General features: G+C 45.8%; 11 protein-coding genes. 3 read left to right on the top strand and 8 right to left on the bottom strand.

Annotation, left to right across the window (positions count from 1 at the left end):
• Window positions 1–2: 2 nt before the first annotated feature.
• The 4 genes from NFI81_RS16845 to NFI81_RS16830 form a co-directional block, all read right to left on the bottom strand.
• Window positions 3–3,815: a hydantoinase B/oxoprolinase family protein gene (locus NFI81_RS16845; RefSeq protein WP_234611309.1), complete on the bottom strand. Its 3,813-nt coding sequence runs from the start codon at window positions 3,813–3,815 to the stop codon at window positions 3–5.
• Between the two features lie 62 nt (window positions 3,816–3,877).
• Window positions 3,878–4,756, bottom strand: a complete 879-nt coding sequence (locus NFI81_RS16840; protein ID WP_234611310.1) for an AraC family transcriptional regulator — start codon at window positions 4,754–4,756, stop codon at window positions 3,878–3,880.
• Between the two features lie 106 nt (window positions 4,757–4,862).
• Window positions 4,863–8,627 (bottom strand): PVC-type heme-binding CxxCH protein, encoded by a 3,765-nt coding sequence (locus NFI81_RS16835; RefSeq protein WP_234611311.1) that lies wholly within the window; start codon window positions 8,625–8,627, stop codon window positions 4,863–4,865.
• Window positions 8,628–8,741: 114 nt separating this feature from the next.
• Entirely contained in the window at window positions 8,742–9,869 is a 1,128-nt protein-coding gene (locus NFI81_RS16830; protein ID WP_234611312.1) for a Gfo/Idh/MocA family protein, read from the bottom strand.
• A 159-nt stretch (window positions 9,870–10,028) separates the two neighbouring features.
• Between NFI81_RS16830 and NFI81_RS16825 the strand changes: the two genes are divergently transcribed.
• Both NFI81_RS16825 and NFI81_RS16820 read left to right on the top strand, forming a co-directional pair.
• Entirely contained in the window at window positions 10,029–10,580 is a 552-nt protein-coding gene (locus NFI81_RS16825; protein ID WP_234611313.1) for a GNAT family N-acetyltransferase, read from the top strand.
• 107 nt (window positions 10,581–10,687) lie between these two features.
• On the top strand, window positions 10,688–12,133 hold the full coding sequence (locus NFI81_RS16820; protein ID WP_234611314.1) for a glycoside hydrolase family 125 protein: 1,446 nt from the start codon (window positions 10,688–10,690) through the stop codon (window positions 12,131–12,133).
• Between the two features lie 40 nt (window positions 12,134–12,173).
• Here NFI81_RS16820 and NFI81_RS16815 read toward each other — a convergent pair whose 3' ends face one another.
• The 4 genes from NFI81_RS16815 to NFI81_RS16800 all read right to left on the bottom strand — a co-directional run bounded on the left by NFI81_RS16815 (window position 12,174) and on the right by NFI81_RS16800 (window position 17,452).
• Window positions 12,174–13,346 (bottom strand): PepSY-associated TM helix domain-containing protein, encoded by a 1,173-nt coding sequence (locus NFI81_RS16815; protein ID WP_234611315.1) that lies wholly within the window; start codon window positions 13,344–13,346, stop codon window positions 12,174–12,176.
• Between the two features lie 30 nt (window positions 13,347–13,376).
• On the bottom strand, window positions 13,377–15,851 hold the full coding sequence (locus NFI81_RS16810) for a TonB-dependent receptor (RefSeq protein ID WP_234611316.1): 2,475 nt from the start codon (window positions 15,849–15,851) through the stop codon (window positions 13,377–13,379).
• A 114-nt stretch (window positions 15,852–15,965) separates the two neighbouring features.
• The gene (locus tag NFI81_RS16805) at window positions 15,966–16,802 is read right to left on the bottom strand and encodes a sugar phosphate isomerase/epimerase family protein (RefSeq protein WP_234611317.1); all 837 of its coding nucleotides are present in this window, start codon (window positions 16,800–16,802) and stop codon (window positions 15,966–15,968) included.
• A 221-nt stretch (window positions 16,803–17,023) separates the two neighbouring features.
• Window positions 17,024–17,452, bottom strand: coding sequence for an META domain-containing protein (locus NFI81_RS16800; protein WP_234611318.1), 429 nt, complete (start codon window positions 17,450–17,452; stop codon window positions 17,024–17,026).
• Window positions 17,453–17,737: 285 nt separating this feature from the next.
• On the opposite strand from NFI81_RS16800, the gene NFI81_RS16795 reads away from it, so the two are divergent.
• Window positions 17,738–18,598, top strand: coding sequence for an AraC family transcriptional regulator (locus NFI81_RS16795; RefSeq protein WP_234611319.1), 861 nt, complete (start codon window positions 17,738–17,740; stop codon window positions 18,596–18,598).
• The last annotated feature ends 5 nt before the right edge of the window (window positions 18,599–18,603 follow it).

The raw sequence follows: 18,603 nt of genomic DNA, 5'->3' as shown, positions 1-18,603 counted from the left end.
TTTTAACCAAATCCGCCGCCGCCTGGCGTTTCGATAACCAGAATATCGCCTTCCTTCGCTTTCAAACTGCAAATTCCGTGTAGTAAGGATGTTTCGTCTCCACTAATCAATGTGTGCGCGCCGCACTTTCCATCCTCTCCGCCATTCAATCCATAAGGTGCATATTTTCTGTGTTGTCCCATTAAGGTCACTTGCAATGGTTTCAGAAATTCGAATTTCCGCACAATGCCATCGCCGCCGTTGAATGTTCCTTTTCCACCTGAATTTTTTCGGATGCCGAATTCCAATAAGCGCACCGGATATTTGCGTTCCAACTGCTCAGGATCGGTAATGCGTGTGTTGGTCATGTGCTGGTGCACGGCAGACCGGCCATGAAAGCCCGGACCTGCGCCTGTTCCGCCGCCTATGGTTTCATAATAGCCAAATTGCTCGTCGCCGAAAAGGAAATTATTCATCGTCCCCTGGCTACACGCCGCCAATCCAAATGCTTTGAGCAATGTATCCACCAACCGCTGGCTCACTTCCGTGTTGCCGCCGACCACAGCCGGACATTCAAAAGGGTCGTCAGAAAAGTCAGGATGCAGAAAACTATTTTCGGGCAGGATAATGTCCACATTCTTCATCAAGCCATCATTTAGTGGGATTTCTTTGTTTACCAATAACCTTAACACATATAAAATCGCACTGTACAAGATCGAAATATTTGCATTGAGGTTGTTAGGATGGACTTTTGAAGTTCCTGTGAAATCAAAAACCTGTTTTTCACGAGCGATAGAAACCACGACCTGGATTTTATGACCATCATCCAAAAGCTCCGTTGCTTCAAAAGTTTGGCCGTGAAGAGACATTAATGCTGTTTCAAGTTGTGCAACTGCGTTTTTCTTTAAAAGCGTCATGTATTTCCGCACCGTTTCCAATCCATGCAAATCCACCAATTTCAACATCTGCTCGCTGCCTTTCCTTAATGCAGATAATGCGGCGATAATGTCGGCCTCATTGGACAAGAAATGCCGGGTAGGAAAGGGGCCTTCGGTGAACAGGCTGCGAATGGCGTCCCATTGAAATACATTTTTTTTAATCAAGTATTGAGGCAGAATAATGACGCCTTCCTCGGCCAGACAAGTCGCATCCGGCGGCATAGAGCCCGGCGTTTTTCCTCCCACTTCCGCATGGTGCGCGCGGTTGATAACGTAACCAACGCATTCTCTTTCAGCCGTAAAAATGCCCGAAATTAATGTAATGTCAGGCAAATGCGAGCCGCCGTATTTTGGATGATTTGTAATGACCACATCCCCTGGACCAATCTCAATCGCCTTCTTTACTAACCGTCCGCAAATGCCCATGCTGCCCAAATGCACCGGGATATGCTGCGCATTCACCAGCAATTCGCCATTCTGATCGAGCAATGCACACGAAAAATCCAGCCGCTCCTTTACATTCACCGAAAAGGCAGTCCGCTGCAACTGGACGCCCATTTCATCCGCAATGGATTTGAAACGGTTGGTAAAAAGCTGCAATGCAATTTCTTCGCTTTGCTTTTCGGCTTTAACCTGCATTTCGGAAGTCTTGAAAGCAACCGCGTCTTTGCTGTTTTGAATAATTAGTTTCCAGCCATTCGGAATGTAAGCGGTGGAAGTGCTGTTCAATAGGATTGCCGGGCCAATGATTTGGTCGCCCGCATCAAGCTGGTCCCATTCGAAAAGGTTCGCAGCGTTCTCAGAATCAAAGTTTTTAGTTTTAATTAATTCAGACTTGGACAAGTCAGTCTGAAATAGTGGTTTAATGGTTCTTAATGCATTTGCTGGAAGTCCGTCCTTAATGATCGTTTCCGGCACAATAGGAGCAGCTCTTTCCTGAACCATCAGTTTCAAACTTTCTAATTCAACCGTCAGGTTTGCAGGATAATAGCCAAATTGTGCAGTGTAAAGTTTTTTAAAAGCGCTTAACGTTTCAGCGCCGTCGTAATTGACTTCGATCGTATTTTCCTGTCCTGCAAACCGGAGATAAACATAGCAAAATGCAGTCTCAAACACATTAACAGCTTGATTTTGTAGTTTTTCAGCGCCTTCTTGCAAAAGCTCATTTTTCCAATGTTCAATTTTATCCTCCGCTACTCGCCATGGCAGCAGGATTTGTTTTGAAACAATGGTGCTGATCAGCGCCTCGCCCATTCCCACGGCACTGAAAAGTCCCGCGTCGTAAGGAATAATGACCGTTTTTATATCCAGTAAATCGGCCAGCTGGCAACTGTGCAAACCACCCGCGCCGCCAAAAGTGATGAGCGCAAAATCAGCAGGATTAATGCCTTTTTCAACAGAGATTTTACGGATCGCATCAGCCATTTTCTCATTGGCAATGCTTTCCAAGCCAGACAACAGCTCTTGAAATGAAAGTGAGTTTCCAGTTTGCGTTTTAATGTTGTTTTGCAAAGCGATTAGTGCATCCATTGCAGCGTCAGCCCGAACCGGAATCCCAAATTTAGAGGCATCCAATTTCCCCAAAAGCAAATTCACATCCGTAATCGTAAGCGGCCCACCGGCTCCATAACACGCAGGTCCAGGCGAAGCGCCGGCACTTTCCGGCCCTACTTGCAGTGAAAAACCATCAAACCAGCAAATAGATCCGCCTCCCGCAGCAACGGTTTCAATCGCCAATGTTGGGTTATGGAATTCTATGCCGTCAATTTCCGTAACGTATTTCAGTTCCGGCCGGCCATCAATGAGCGCCGTATCGGTGCTCGTCCCGCCCATATCAAAGGTGATGGTTTTGGGAAATCCAAGCCGTTTGCCAGCATTTGCCGCCGCCACCATTCCGCCCGCCGGACCGCTCAGTAAGCTGTCTTTCGCGCGGAAGCCATTGACTTCCGAAAGGCTGCCTGTGCTTGTCATTACTTTCAGGCTGCATTCCCCCAGCGGACTGCCGCCCAGCGAATTTTTAATATTAGTCAAATATTGATCTAAAACAGGATAGAGATAAGCGTTCACTACGGCAGTTTGCGTGCGGCGGAGATAATGCGAGAACGGGAAAAGTTTGGACGAAACGGAAACGTATTTTGCTCCACCATCACAAAAAGCCCTTTCTACCAAAAGCTCATGTGCATTGTTTTGATAGGAGTGAAGCAGGGAAATAGCAATGGAATCTGCATTTTCCGAAGATGTTAATGTTGTTAAATCTGCAACATGCAAATCGTGAATCACATTTCCAGAAGCGTCCAATCGCTCATCAACTTCCAAAACTTCCGAATAAAGCACCCTTGGTTCGGGAATGTCTAGTTGAAAAAGGGAAGGGCGTTGTTGGTTGCCAATGTAAAGCAGGTCTTTAAAACTTTTGGTAACCACTAAAAGTGTCTTGGCTCCTTTCCGTTCAAGTAATGCGTTTGTCCCTTTTGTTGTCCCCAGACGCATTTCGAGCGCAGGCAATGTTTCGCTCAGGCGTGTTTTGGTCAATAGCCTTGCCGCGAGAACCGGCGCTTCTTCACCGCTGAAAATTTCAAAATCGGTGTTTTTGGAAAATGGAAGATCATTTTCCAGCTTGAATGTCTGATTGAAAGAATCGACTAAAACGACTTTGCTAATTAACCCATTTTCAAGCACGCGCAATGTATAACCTTTTAACAAGCCGGCTTCAAAAGGCCAGGAAGCCGCATATTGAAATGTGTTGTCAGCAACTTTGCCAACAATTCGTCCTCGTACACAGCCCGAACTCAAAACTTTCAATCTGGTCTTAATTCCCTCTGAATCGATGGCCAGGCAATCCGTAAAAGTCCCACCCGTATCAACCCAGATTTTCCAATAAGGAGCATTAATTTTTCCCAAAACCGATAAACCAAAAAGTGATGCAAAGCTCCAAAATAGGTGCTATTTGAAATAAAACCAACTCACCCAACCCGCTCGCGGAAATCCTTGTGAAATTCCCTCGGTGACTTTCCCATAATCTTTTTGAAAACCCTATTAAAGTTAGTCACATTATCGAACCCAGTCTGGTAACTCACATCCGAAAAGCTGTCAAATTTCCCTGAAATGATAATTTTGCAGGCTTCGTTGACGCGGACTTCGTTGAGGAAGCTGATGAAGGTTTTGTCGGTGTGTTTTTTGAAATAGCGGCAGAATGCCTGGGGCGTGAGGTTTGAGATTTCGGAGATTTCGGCGAGGGAAATGTGCCTTTTGTAATTGGTGACCAGATATTGGAAAATCTGGTCCATGCGGATTCCTTCGACTTCGGAAATGATTTGCTCGCTGTTGTTGGTCGCCAGTGGTTTAATGTCGCGGATGGTGGAGAACAAATGCAGGAGCGAAATGAACGACGCGACCCGCATGCTGTCTTTGTTTTGTTTTAATTCTGAAATCGTTTTTTGGACGATGGGCAATGCGGATTCCGGAATCTGGTAACCATTGTGCAGGCCGTCCACAAATTTCCTGATGCTGGCCATTTCCGGCAGGCTCAGAATGTTTTGGTGCAGCTGCGTTGGATTGAAAAAAATGGAAACGGAGTGGATCTGTTTTTTTTCTTCGGGATTGAAATAGGCTTCGTCGTTTTTAAAAATATGCGACTGATTGGCGCCGATAATGTAGACTTCGCCTGACTCAAACCTTTGCATATAATTCCCGGCGATGAGGATGCCGGAGCCTTCCACCACCCATTCAATCTGAACTTCCCGGTGCCGGTGCAAATGATTGTAATAATGCGGCAAAATATCTTCCTGCACCACAATGGTGTGCTCCTTGGAAACGGGAATGGTGAATTGAACGACTTTCATTGAAATGGTGCCTGCGATGTAATAATAGGCTTTTGTTTTAAAACAAAGAATCCCGGGCGCAGGAAAAGTTGCACCCAGGATTCTATTTAAGCTTCGTTTTTTTGAATTATTTACTCAAAACCGCCTGCTCTTTAATCACTTTCATATTGCCTTTCATCAATCTCCAGTGACCCGGGAATGTGCAGACGTAAGGATAGTCGCCTACTACATCAGGCACCACGAATTTCAGGCGGAAAGTTTGTCCCGGGTTCACAAGCGGCGTTGCAGCCAAAACTTGCGGAATGTTCGGAACGTAGTTTTTCTCAGCGCCGTCTTTTGCGGTGATCATTTTATCAGCAGCTGCGCCGATGATCTCTGTTGATTTTGGTTTTCCAACGACAACATTATGCTGCATCGCGTCCGGGTTTTCGAAAACAAGCTCGATCGTTTTGCCTGCAATAGCAGTGAATTCGGTTAAGCTGAACTTCATTTCTTCGCGGATTGCTTTGATTTGAACAACTTGTACATTTGGATCAACTGCGACATCTTCTTTAATGCCGTAAGATTCCATCAATGTCGTGAAACGAGCGCTCAAATCTTCTGGAAGATCGCCTTTTACAGAAGCCAGCAATGTTTTGCCTTCGTCATTTGCGGTTTCCTTGCGTTTTGGATTCCATGCGCCAACAATTCCTTTGAAAATCGCATTGCGTCCTTGTGGATCAAGTGTTTGCGCAGTTTTCATTAGTTTCAAAACATCGTCACCGGTTGCATAGGAGGTGTAACCGCGCGTTGCGCGCTCCAAAGCAAAATCCGACAATTTATCCATGCGCTTCACTTCGAAGCTTTTGCTCATGGTGTTGTTTTTGTTCTCATCCTTCTCAGGAACTACATTGTCAACATCCACAGTCGCCGTGATATTTACCTTACCCGACTCGTCTGATGTAAAGCCGAAACCTGATTTCCAAGGGCCATTATTTCCTTCGATCAGTTTCACAGTTTCGCCCGGCGCGATGCCGTTATTTAGCTGGCGGCTGATGTAGTTCGTGTTCAATGAACGGCTTCTGATGCCTACATTCACAACTGGAACCAGTTCTTTTGGAACCGCCACTGTGCCTTGGTTTGTAATCTCGATCACCACACGCGCATATTCACGAACGTAAGGTGTTTTTGGCTCAATCGTAATGTTTGTAATGGCCAGTTCAGCAGAACCTTCCACAGTTGGCTTCGCAGCTGCGGCGTGCGCGCTGTGGTCCATGTTGCTGTGATCCATCGATTTGGCTGCGTCTGCTTTTTGTGTTGCAGCGGCCGTTGCCGAAGATTTGCTTACGCGTTGTGCTAAATATTTTTCACGCAATTTGCCATCTTGTGCATTCAAAACGGCTGCAAAAGCATCCGGCATCCAGCGATCTTCTGGCTGTGCATAAGTGTCCATCAATCCCAAAACCGCAGTTTCAACTTCCGGCGTGTAAGGGATTTCTGAGAATGCAAGCAATGAGTTCAACACTACAAGCGGCGCTTTGTCGTGCAATGCATCGGCTGTCAGCAATGTTTGAGCAGTTGCAGGATTGCGTGGCAACACTTGAACTGCCGTTTTGCGCACATCAGCAGACGGGTGTTTCAATGCTTCCGTTACGGCAGCCAAAACCTGCGGGTCTTCAATGGCTTTTAGCCCGTGCAATGTCCACAATGCGTGAATAGCAGCGGTGTTCAAGCCGACTTCGTCAACTGATTTGTCTTTAACCAGCTCAACCAATTTAGCCGCAACATCTTTCTGTCCGCGTTCTACCAAAAGGCGTTGCGCGTGGCGGCGCCATAACATATTCGTGTTTTTCAATGTGGCAACCAGTTCGTCTGGGCGGTCTTTGCTCAAAACGATTGGCGTATATTTTGGCGCATTTTTCCAGCCAATGCGATACAAACGACCGTGTGTAAAATCACGCAGATCGGTTTGATATGCATTTCCTTTTCCGTTTTCAGATCCTTTTGGTGTCGGGTTATGCTGGATAATGTAGCTATACCAGTCAGCCACCCACACAGCGCCATCCGGGCCAACCTCTGCAAAAACAGGAGCAACCCATTCGTCCGCACCAGCCAACAAGTTGAAGCCTAATCCATCTTCAAAGTCAGTTCCTTTTTGGTTCATAACGTTTTGGTGCAAAATGTGCCCCGTAGGCTCAGAAACGAATGCGACTTTGTTCCAATATTGTTTTGGAAATGCTCTTGCTGTGTAAAAATTATGTCCGGCTGCGGCAGTAAACCCGCCAAAAACGTCCACCTGACGCACTTTCGGCGTGATCGGCTGCATGTCCTTGTGCGTATCCGTGCTGCGGCTTCCGTTATCCACTTTGCTTTTACCAAAATATCTGTTTGGAATGGCACTATACCAGCCGTGCGAGTTGTTGGCCGTTGAGCCGAAAAGATCACCAGCTTCGTTGAAACCAAGTCCCCACGTGTTATTTGAAGTTTTAGCAACAATTTCCATATCTGTTCCATCCGGCTTGAAGCGGAAAAGTGCTTGACCGAAATTCAAGGAGTCTGCGCTTCCGAATTTGCCTTTGAAACCGGAATAACCAACCGATCCGTAAACCCAGTTGTCGAATCCATAATGCAGGTTAGAAGGTCCTGCGTGCGTATCACCCGTTCCAAAGCCTGAGAAGAGGATTTTTTTCACATCCGCTTTGTCATCGCCATTTGTATCCTGCAAGAAAAGCATGTGCGGCGCTTGCGAAACGATGATCCCGCCATTGGCAAAAACCAAACCTGTCGGAATGCTCAAATCGTCTGAAAACTTTGTGAATTTATCAGCTTTGCCATCTTTATTCGTGTCTTCGCAAATCAAAATGTAATCGCTTCCGCCTGTGTCTTTGCGCTCGTTTGGATAATCTTTTGTGATCAAAACAAACAACCTGCCGCGCTCATCCCAAGTCATCGCGATCGGGTGCATGACATCCGGCTCGTGCGCAAAAACGTCCAATGTGAAGTCAACCGGGATTTGAATGTGCTTTACAGATTCCTCCGGCGACAAAGGCAATTGCTGCATTTGTGCGCCAGGGCGTTGCTCATAGTTAGGAAGTTTGGCTGCGCGATATTCAAAAGGTTTTGGAGCCAAAGCTGCCAATGATTTTCTTGCGTCATCATTAACTGCCCAAAGAATCCCTTTTTCAATCATATCCTGGAATCCAGGAACCGACCAGGTGCGTTCGTCGTGACCATAAGCCGTGTAAAAAATGCGGCCTTTTCCGTGCGTTCTCACCCAAGTGTAAGGCTCTTTTTGCTGTCCCGGTCTGTCTTTTTCCTGATCTTTCTGGATCAACCGTTCTGTCAGAACAATGTTATCGGGCTGTAACTTTTCGTGCAGATAGGTTTCATCCACCGTTTTAAACTCCTTCACGCCAGCAATCGCAGGATGATCGGGTTTTGTCCAAACAGGCTGAATCGTGTCCCAGGTATGTCTCCAAAACTGGCCGCCCATCAGCTTCACGACATCCGGGTTATTGCGGAAACAATACGAAGCGCAGTGAATGGGGATAAAGCCTTTTCCGCTTGCCACGTAATCCAGCAATGCTTTCGCTTGCTGCGGCGCGATGGAATCCCAGTTTGCATAAAGCATCAGGGCATCGTATTTGTTAAGTGTCTCGGGATTAAGGTCATTGAGGTTATCCGTGTAGGTAAAGTTGAAACCTTTCGGGCCTAATGCAGCCATGATCTGCGGAACGCGTTCGGCAGGCTTGTGATGTCCGTTGTCTCCCAGAAACAGGATTTCTAGACGCCGCGCCTTTCCGGCCTCACTCTTGGCCGAGGAGCTCTTCACCGACGCATTCTGCGATGAAGGCTGAGAGGCACAGCCCAGCAGGACAATACCAAGTATAAAGGATAACGCTTTGGTTTTCATTGGGTTTGGTTTGTGTCTTATTTGATTTATGCTTTTTACTTTGTCAGCCTGAGCGTAGTCGAAGGCGCGCTACTTGCTTGGTAACGTGCCTTCGACTACGCTCAGGCTGACAGGCTACGCTAACTCCTTGAAATCAGGCAGCTGTATCAATGCCCCGCCTTGCAATGCCGACTCGTGCGCTAAAATCCCTACACTCGTCCAGTTGGCTGACTGCCAGGCATTTGGGAAAGGTTCGCGGTCTTCGATTAATGCGGTGATGAACTCGTGCGCCAAATGCGGGTGTGAGCCGCCGTGGCCTCCGCCTTGTACAAATGACAAATGCGCGTTTTCGTCCAGGTTGTAAACGCCCTTTCCGGTGAAATGACGGATTTCCTCTGGCAAATAATGTGCGTAATCAGGCGTTGCCACTTTTTCAGCAATTTCGTGTTCCGGTTTTTTAGCCGTGTGGATCACAGGATCTTCGCCTTCGATCAATGGCCATTCGAATGATTTTTTGCTTCCGTAAACCTCAAAACTTTCTCTGTACTGACGCGCCACATCAAATAACGAGCGATAGACATAAGCTGATAAGTCGCTGTCCTTAAATTTAATATGCGCAGATTCAACTGCAAAAGGTGAGTTGTGAATTTTTGCCAGATCTTCGCTGATTGTTCCCGAACCGAAGCAGGAAACATACTCAGCTTCAAGTTTCAAAAGTCCCGCAACTGGTCCTACGCAATGTGTTGCGTAATGCATAGGAGGCAATCCAGGCCAGTAATCAGGCCAGCCTTCCATGTCTTGCTGATGGCTAGCTTTCAGGAATTGCACTTTGCCTAACTCACCTTTTTCGTACAATTCTTTTACAAAAAGGAATTCCCGCGCGTAAACCACGGTTTCCATCATCATGTATTTTTTGCCCGATTCTTTGGTCGCTTTTACGATTTCAATGCAATCTTCTACGCTCGTCGCCATCGGCACTGTGCAGGCCACGTGCTTTCCGGCGCGCAATGCCTTCAATGTTTGCTCGGCATGATTGGGGATCGGGGAGTTGATGTGCACTGCATCTACATTCGGATCATTCAAAAGGTCGTCGTAACTTGTGTAACGCACTTCAATGCCATATTGATCGCCAACTTCATTCAGTTTGGATTCTGTGCGCTGGCAAATTGCGTACATGTTTGCATTAGGATGTTGCTGGTAAATGGGGATAAATTCGGCTCCGAAGCCAAGTCCAACGATTGCAACATTAATTTTTTGAGACATATTTATTACTAGGTTAATGATCGGATTTTGGGTAATACAATTTTAAAACAAAATAGTGCTAAAAACTTTACGTCTTTTGATTAGTACTGACTCGATTTTGACCTATTTTTCGGAGCAGGGTCGAATTCTTGCAAAATATAGATACAAATTGTGAAATTTATGATCAGACAAGCCACACCGGAAGATGCTCCCGACCTTGCCCCGCTCATTATTTTAGCATTAGGCCATATTGCCTGCATATTCGCCCAATCCGACGACCCGAAGGATGCTATTCCGCTCATGGAGCAGTTTATCGGAAGCAGAGGCAATCAATATAGTTATGAAAATACATTGGTTTACGAAGATGAAAACGGTGTCATCGGCTCTATTGTGGGTTATGACGGCGCGCGTTTGCACGAGCTGCGTGAGCCGGTTTTGAAAGTGATCAGAAAGTCTGATCCCGATTTCTCGCCCAATGATGAAACGGAAGCTGGAGAATATTACATTGATTGCGTGAATGTCGATCCTGCGCATCAGGGGAAGGGAATTGGTAAAAAGTTGCTCGATGCCATGTCCGAGCTAGCAGCTTCGCAACATTTCATACGCGTTGGATTGATCGTTGATCACGTGAACCCGGATGCCAGGAAAATTTATGAAAAAGTGGGTTTCCGTGTGGTTGGCGAAAGGGATTTTATGGGGCACTCGTACGATCACATGATTCGGGAAGTTTGATAGTCATTTGCTCCCCCAGCCAATCCTGCTTCTCTCTGTTCGCGATGAAGGATTTTTGTCTAAATTGCTTCTTTAAAAATTTTTAATAAATCACATTTCCTGAACCCATGTCTCAAACGAGCAACTCTCAACGGAGAACATTCATAAAAACCAGCGCATTGGCCGTGGCTGGAATAGCCGTTTCAAAATGGTCATTTGCCAAAAGTCCTGCTGATTTCCCCGTGGTGCGCGTCGCAGCCGATAAGCGGAGCTTCACCAGCCCGGCAGTGGAAGCCACGATTACCCGCATGCAAAAGGTGATCAAGGACCCCGAATTGGCGTGGCTTTTTGAAAACTGTTTTCCCAACACCATTGACACAACTGTCCATTACAAACCCATTGACGGCAAGCCAGACACATTTGTAATCACCGGCGATATCGATGCCATGTGGCTCCGCGACAGCACAGCGCAGGTTTGGCCCTATTTGCCATTGCTCAAAGAAGACGCAAAGTTGAAGGATATGGTAGCAGGCCTCATCAATCGCCAAACAAAATGCATCAACATTGATCCTTACGCCAACGCATTTTACGACCGACCAAAGGAAAGCGAGTGGACAAAAGACGTAACGGACATGAAACCCATGCTCCACGAACGCAAATGGGAATTGGATTCGCTTTGTTACACGGTTAGGCTGGCCTATAATTATTGGAAAATAACAGGGGATACCAAGCCATTCGACGCCGATTGGACGAAGGCAATGGGACTTATCCTGAAAACCTGCAAAGAACAGCAGCGCAAAGATGGACCCGGCCCATATAAATTTGGCCGTGTCACGTCCTGGTCTACTGACACAGTTCCTGGCAATGGTTATGGCAATCCAATTAAGCCAAATGGCTTGATAGCGAGCACATTCCGACCATCGGATGATGCGGCAATGTATCCGTTTTTTGTTCCCTCCAATTTTTTCGCAGTCGTTTCCTTTCGGGAAATCGCCGAGCTTTTGGAAAAAACAGGCGGAGAAGGAGCTAAGCTCGCAGGCGAGTTCAAGGCATTAGCAACCGAAGTTGAAACTGCACTGCAAAAATTCGCGGTGTATACACATCCGGAATTCGGCAAGATTTATGCATTCGAAGTCGATGGTTTCGGAAATTATCTCCTGATGGACGACGCAGGCATACCAGGCTTAATCAGTATGCCATATCTGGGTGCAATGTCGGTGAAAGATCCGATTTACGTCAACACCAGAAAATTCGTGTTAAGCGATTCCAATCCATATTTTTTCAAAGGTAAAGCAGGAGAAGGACTAGGCAGCCCACACACATTGGTCAACCAGATCTGGCCCATGGGCATCATTGCGAGAGCCATCACATCTACGGACGATAAAGAAATTGAAGCCCAATTAAAACTTTTAAAAACCACCCACAACAACACCGGCTTCATGCACGAATCGTTTGATAAGGATGATCAGTCCAAGTTTACGAGGAAATGGTTTGCCTGGGTTAATACGTTGTTTGGGGAGTTGATTTTGAAATTGGAAAAGGAGCGGCCGCACTTGCTGGCGAAGGTTTATTGAGGTTGAAGGGATGGGGTATAGATTATCCCATCCCTTTCAATCAACCTGCAATGATCGGTTTTCTCTTTGTACGAATACTTCCTGACACGTTTGGTTTAATCTCCTTCTTACTCTTGTTCTTCTTTCCCAACCAGATAACAATGCCCGTAACCGGCAATGTTGCAGCAACTAGCGCAGTTAGGAAAGCAATAATTTTCGTCGGCAAGCCAAGCAGGCTTCCCGTGTGGATAGGATAAATCAGCCTACGGACTTTCATGCCTTTGGTTTCATCGGCATAAAGTCGCTTTTTGATTAACTGACCATTGTTTTTGTCGAAATAAAGAAAGTCGACAATGTTGCTGATAGCAGCATTGTCATTGGTTTTAGAGACAGTGACGGATAGACTGTCGGACTCGCCTAAGGTTATGAGAATCTTTCCAGGATTTGGGAGTTGTTGATTGGTTTCGGCGTAAATCTTCTGGAACAATGTGTTGTCTTGGTTTGAAACTGGTTGAACGTTGGCTGGGGCTTCGCGTTTTTGCTGGGGCTTTCCGTCGAAGGTCATGAAGATGATGTTATTGACCCATTTGTAGCTCCATACCAGGCCAGTTATCGCGATTAGGAATATGAAAGGCAGCACGTAAAAGCCGAAAATAGCGTGCAGATCCCAGTTCAGCCGCTTGAATCTGGCATTCCACTTGACCGTGAAGCGCTGTTTGCGGTTTTTTCTGTTTGGCCACCACATTATTAACCCGGTGGTCATGATGATCAGGAACATTACGCAGGAGATGCCGGTGATGATTTTTCCTGTTTCTTCCAGACATAAATAACGATGCAAACGTAGCACAACACTGAAAAAAGCATCCTGCTCCACTCTTGCTTCTGCAATGTTTCCTGTGTAAGGATTCACAGCCACCGACAAGATGTCTTTTTCTTTTTTACCATTTTTTAAACCAAAAACAATCGTGCGTTCCGGCTCTTTTTCAATGGTGATCCTGACAAGTTTCTTGCCGGGATAAGTTTCGGAAACACGCGTTTGTAACTGATCGAGCGGGAGGCGTTGCTCTCCTTGATGCGCTTCAACGATGTGAAATTGTCGATCAATGACGGGTTCAAGTTCGTCTTCAAAAACCAGTAGGCAGCCAGTCAGGGCCACTATAAAAACCACAAGGCCGGAGGAAATCCCCAGCCATAAATGCAGTTGCGACGCAAGTTTCTTAAGTGCTTTTTTCACAATTTAAGGTTTAAGAATAGTCACATGATATTAGAATGTATATGAAATCGTAGCCATGAAATTTCTCGGCGCTCCGGGGAAAAGGCGCAAATAATCATATCCACCAACCCAGTAAGTTTTGTTTGCCAGGTTGTTGAGATTCACCTGGAATTGGAATTTGTCAATCTTGTAATATATGGCTGCATTCAGCAACTCGTAACCCGGCAATGTTTGCGTATTATTTAGAGATAAATTCCTCTCTGTTACGAAATTGGCTCCCAGTCCAACTCCAAGGCCGCTTAATGCCTGATTTACGAAAGTATATTTAGTCCAAATGCTTCCCTGATTCTTCGGTGCATTGGGTTTTTGCAAATTCACAAGGACTTGATCCGTTGCTTTTGAACCAGCGTCTGTGATTTTGGCATCGTTATAACTGTAAGCTACGATCAGGTTCCAGTTTGGTAGAATGTTTCCGGTTATGTCAAATTCAACCCCTTTTGCTTTTTCCGAACCAATTTGCGTCATCAAATTTGGATTTTCAGGTGCATTGGCTGAATATAATGTGTTGGATTGCTCAATCTGGTAAACAGATGCATTGGCAGTAACGCGTCCATCCAGCCACTCTGTTTTCAAACCGGCTTCATACAAGCTGCTGCGGATCGGGTCAAATGGTCCGCCGGATAACGGGTCGCTTTGCACGGTGGCGTCTTGCGGGTTGTAGCCTTTGGTGTAAGTTCCGTAAATGTTAATGTTGTTTGTAAGCGTATACACTGCTCCGATCCGCGGCAAAAACGCGTGCTGTGTCACATTTTGCTCCTTGTTAGTCGTGTAGCCTTTTTTGTCAACGTAAGTGTCGTAACGCAGGCCGAGCAGAATTTGCAGGCGGTTGAGGTCCAGTTGTTCTTGCAAATAAAGTCCGTGCAACTGATAAAAAGTCGGGGTCGTGGAAGCGTTTGTAACAACATTATACGTGTATTTGGACGGGTCTTCCATGTTGTTGTTCTGCAACGAAAGATCGTAATGCGAAATGTTGGGTTTTGGAATGCTCCGGGTTACGCCATTTTCTGTGTAATCGTAAAAGACGTATTTCTCAGGCGTTTTGGCATTGTAATTTGCAGCGCCACCGGCTTTGAGCAAATAACCGTTCGCCGTCTGTTGTCCCGAACCTTTTGGCGTTGATGACTGAATGTAATCATAGCCCACAACCAACTTGTGCTCAGCAATTCCTGTGTTGAAATTATGATTTAGAAAAAGAGAAACATTGTCCATAAAAGACTTCGTCTTTCTCACAAAAACCTGTCTTGCCACCAGATTATCGATTGCTTTTCCGGCTGAATCAATCCCGTTTACATTGCTGCTTCTATGTTCCAGCAGATCTTCGGAATAGCCCGTGCGCAAGTAAGCGACGCTGAAAGAGGTGTTTTGGGTAAATTGGTGATTTAATGAGGTGGTAATCAGGTAAGTTTCTTCATTCAAATAATCATTCACTGCATTCAGCGATGTTTTGATTGAGCTGGAATAAAGGTCATTTCCTTTTACAGATTGTCCGCGGTCCAGGCGGCTGTTCGACCGGTTATATACGAGGTCAAAGTTGATGCGGGTTTTGTCTGTCGGCAGGAATGATACGGACGGCGCGACGATGATATTTTTATCAAATTGTAAATTACGGAAGCCTTGCGCATTAACATACCCCAGGTTCAGGCGGTAAAGCAATGTTTTGCTTTCGTTCATCGGACCGGTAAAGTCGGCCAATGTGCGTAATGTATTGAAACTTCCGGTTGTAAACGTCAGGGATTTTTGTGGCGTGGTCAGTGGTTTTTTAGTCACTCGGTTGATTGTTCCGCCCGGTGAAGTGTTTCCGTATAATGCGGAGGCAGCGCCTTTGATCACTTCCACTCGTTCCAGATAATTCACCGGCGGTTGTTTCCAAAATCCTGAAAACGTCCTTAATCCATTCACCAGCTGCGTTGTGCTGCCGCCATTCATTCGGAAACCGCGGATGGTGAGGTCATCATAAAATGTAAATTGGTTTACGCCGCTCATATTTTTGACAGCATCGCCCATCAGGAATGTTCCCTGGTCACGCATCACTTCTTTAGTAATGTAGCTGATCGCCTGCGGCACGTCTTTAATCGGCGTGGCGGTTTTGCTCGCGATAAAGGAGAGATCGTTTTTGTAAGTGGTTTCCCTGCGGCCTGTAATTTCAACGGTTTGCAGTTCCTGCGCATCTTCAATGGCAGAGAGTTCCAGCGAAACAGTTTCGTCCGCTTTTACGGAAATATTTTTATCAATTCTCCTGAAACCAACTCCCGTTCCGATCAGCTGATAATTACCCGCGCTAACACCCGTAAATTCAAAGGAACCGTCAGCCGAAGTGACGGTTCCTTTGCCTGTTCCTTTCAAAATCACGTTTATGGACTCAACGCCCTGGCCCGATCCTGTCTTAATTTGTCCTTTTATATGGCCGCTCTGAGCATTTGCAGCAGCGCAGATCAGTGAGAAGAATAGTAAAAATGGTATGCGCATGGTTTTGAATAAATAGATCTTACTTTCGATATGGGAAGCAAAAGTAGTCTTATTTAGACTAATCCAAAATAATAATCCAACAGAAATGGAACCAATATACGCCGGAGCGTAAATTCATTTTAAATGTTCAATTTTTTCTTTTATAAAGGCCAACCCATCCCGCATCAGCTGCTCTTCCGATTCAAACATCTTCCGCCAAATGTTAGCCACAGGAAGTTTTTGGCTAAATGCTTCGATACTGATCCAGCCGTCATAACGGATGTCTTTAATCGCCTGAAAAACACCGTCCCAATCTACATTCCCTTTTCCAGGCGTAGATCTGTCGTTTTCGGAAAGCTGAATAAATGATATGCGGTCGCCGGCTTTACGCATGGTGTCGCCAATGTTCTTTTCTTCAATATTCGCATGGAAAGTGTCGAACATGATTTTGCAATTCGGGTGGTTCACCTCGTCTACGAAGCGGATCAGTTCGTCGCCACAAGATGTAAGATAAAGCTCGAAGCGGTTGAGATATTCCAAACCTAATGTAATGTCCAGGGATTCAGCATAATCCGCCACTTCGCGGATGCCTTCAATGGCCCATTGCCATTCTTCCGGTGTGGCAGGCTGGCCTGTGAAAACGCCCAATGCGGAGTGATAAGGCCCCATTAACTTGGTTGCGCCGAGCACGAGCGAGCAGTCCAATGCGCTTTTCAAATGGTCAATCGTATGTCTGCGCATGGCAGGATCCGGGCTGATCAAATGTTCCGAAGGACCGCAGATCGTATCTGTTTCACATTCCAGGCCAAGTTCGTCCAGCTTTCTACGAAACTTAAACCAATGTGCCGGGTCTGTGTTGAAAATCGGGACTTCTACGCCGTCAAAGCCAATTTCTTTGATCAGTTCCAGGGTTGGAAAAAGACTGTCATCTATTTGTGGGCCCCAAAGGAGCATATTCATACTGTACTTCATCAATATATTTTTTTTGATCTTCCCGTCAATATGCAATTTTACAACAAAAAACCACTTTTCTGTTTGCCTGATTTGATAATTATTAGTCACATATTGACCTGTTAAATCGTTCCGGTGCTGAGATTGAGGTAAAATATGACAATAAATGCGGCGGGCATAAAAAATGGCAGCTCCTATCTGTGATAAGGCCGCCAACTGTGAAATGGGATATGTCAGGGAAGTTACTGCACCCTGCTAAAAATCATCTGATTGTTATTTTCGTAATATAGCACTAACCGGTTCATTTTCAGGTCGTACAGGTTTACATTCGGAAGTGCATTCACAAAGAGGTTGCCCCATTGCGTTTCCGCTCTTTCCGTTCCGCCGCCACCGAGTTGAATGGTATTTTGTTGGGCGGTCTCGTAGAAGCCGGTCATAATATTGGTTGACGTGGTGCCTTCGAGCTCTCCTTTTTCTTTGAAATTAAGACTGACTGGCATTTGCCCTTTGGCTAATGCAGGCTTTTGTATGGTGTCAGAATTTTGTACTATACTTTGGAGCTCCCATTTGCCGGTTAACTCCATATTACTGCTGATTGTGGTTGTTTTTCCACAACTGAAAAGGGCAAAAATGCCAAACAGGAAGGTTGAGAGAGGGATGAATTTTTTCATGACTGCTTAAATGCTTCGGATTGAATTATTAGGGACGCCACCGGATTAAAAAGGTTGGAACGGGATTTACGAGCATTGAAATATCAAAAAAGTGTGCCACCCAGTCCGGGGCTTCCGGGTTTCAAAATGCTGTCTTCCGCTTATTACAACGAGAATATGCTGAAATTCTTTTGCCTTTCACAAATTGATTTTAGATCTGAAACAGCAAGTAGAAATCATTACTAGTCGTATTTTGATTGCGTTGCGTTAGTTTTGCAAAACATTAAGGTAAAATAAGGCAGGTTTATGAAGGCGCCAATCCATAAAAATATTGAAAGCCAGGTCAGGACTGTGACAATCCAGGAGCTGAAAGCACCGCATTTTGATCCTAATTGGCATTTTCATCCGCATTATCAGTTGTTCACTGTTTTAGAAGGAACAGGCAAGCGATTAATCGGTGATTCCGTGCAAACTTTCGGTCCGGGCGACACTGTTTTCTTAGGGCCCGACGTCCCACACCTGTGGCGGAGCGACGCTGCTTATTTCGATACCGGTTCATCGCTGCTGACGCATGGCGTCGTTTTATACTTTCAGGAGGATTTTCTGGGAAAGGATTTTTTGGACAAACCGGAGATGCTGGCTTTGAAACAGTTGCTTCTGGATTCCAAGCGCGGCATTGAATACAAAGGCGAACTCCGTAACCATATCCGCTCGGAATTAATGTCGATCATGCACTCCGAAGGCTTCCAAACGATCATTCAACTCCTTACATTGCTTGACAAGCTTGCGCATGAAACAGGCGGTTCTCCCATTTCAAGTTATGGTTATGTAAATACTTATAAGGTTTCGGAAACCGAGCGCATGCATAAAGTGCACAATTATGTGCTGCAGCATTTTTCTCAGGAAATCAGATTGGGGGATGTGGCGTCGTTGGCAGGAATGACAGAAGCGGCTTTTTGCAGATATTTCAAAGCAAGGTCCAATAAGACCTTTATCGATTTTGTCAATGAAATCCGCATTGGTCATGCCTGCAAATTGCTCCTGGAAGACAAATGGACGATCGCACAGATTGCTTATGACAGCGGATTTGACTCTTTATCTAATTTCAATAGGAACTTCAAAAGATACATCGGCCACACGCCGAGGGAGTACAAAGGGAATTATTAATACAG

Origin of the sequence: Dyadobacter fanqingshengii, assembly GCF_023822005.2 — a bacterium.
Taxonomy (GTDB): Bacteria; Bacteroidota; Bacteroidia; order Cytophagales; family Spirosomataceae; genus Dyadobacter; species Dyadobacter fanqingshengii.
This window is presented reverse-complemented; position numbering and strand designations above follow the sequence as displayed.

Coding starts and splice junctions, on each gene's coding strand:
- NFI81_RS16820 (WP_234611314.1), top strand. CDS start 10,688: ATGTCTCAAACGAGCAACTCTCAACGGAGAACATTCATAAAAACCAGC.
- NFI81_RS16830 (WP_234611312.1), bottom strand. CDS start 9,869: ATGTCTCAAAAAATTAATGTTGCAATCGTTGGACTTGGCTTCGGAGCC.
- NFI81_RS16805 (WP_234611317.1), bottom strand. CDS start 16,802: ATGAAGTACAGTATGAATATGCTCCTTTGGGGCCCACAAATAGATGAC.
- NFI81_RS16840 (WP_234611310.1), bottom strand. CDS start 4,756: ATGAAAGTCGTTCAATTCACCATTCCCGTTTCCAAGGAGCACACCATT.
- NFI81_RS16810 (WP_234611316.1), bottom strand. CDS start 15,851: ATGCGCATACCATTTTTACTATTCTTCTCACTGATCTGCGCTGCTGCA.
- NFI81_RS16795 (WP_234611319.1), top strand. CDS start 17,738: ATGAAGGCGCCAATCCATAAAAATATTGAAAGCCAGGTCAGGACTGTG.
- NFI81_RS16800 (WP_234611318.1), bottom strand. CDS start 17,452: ATGAAAAAATTCATCCCTCTCTCAACCTTCCTGTTTGGCATTTTTGCC.
- NFI81_RS16825 (WP_234611313.1), top strand. CDS start 10,029: ATGATCAGACAAGCCACACCGGAAGATGCTCCCGACCTTGCCCCGCTC.
- NFI81_RS16835 (WP_234611311.1), bottom strand. CDS start 8,627: ATGAAAACCAAAGCGTTATCCTTTATACTTGGTATTGTCCTGCTGGGC.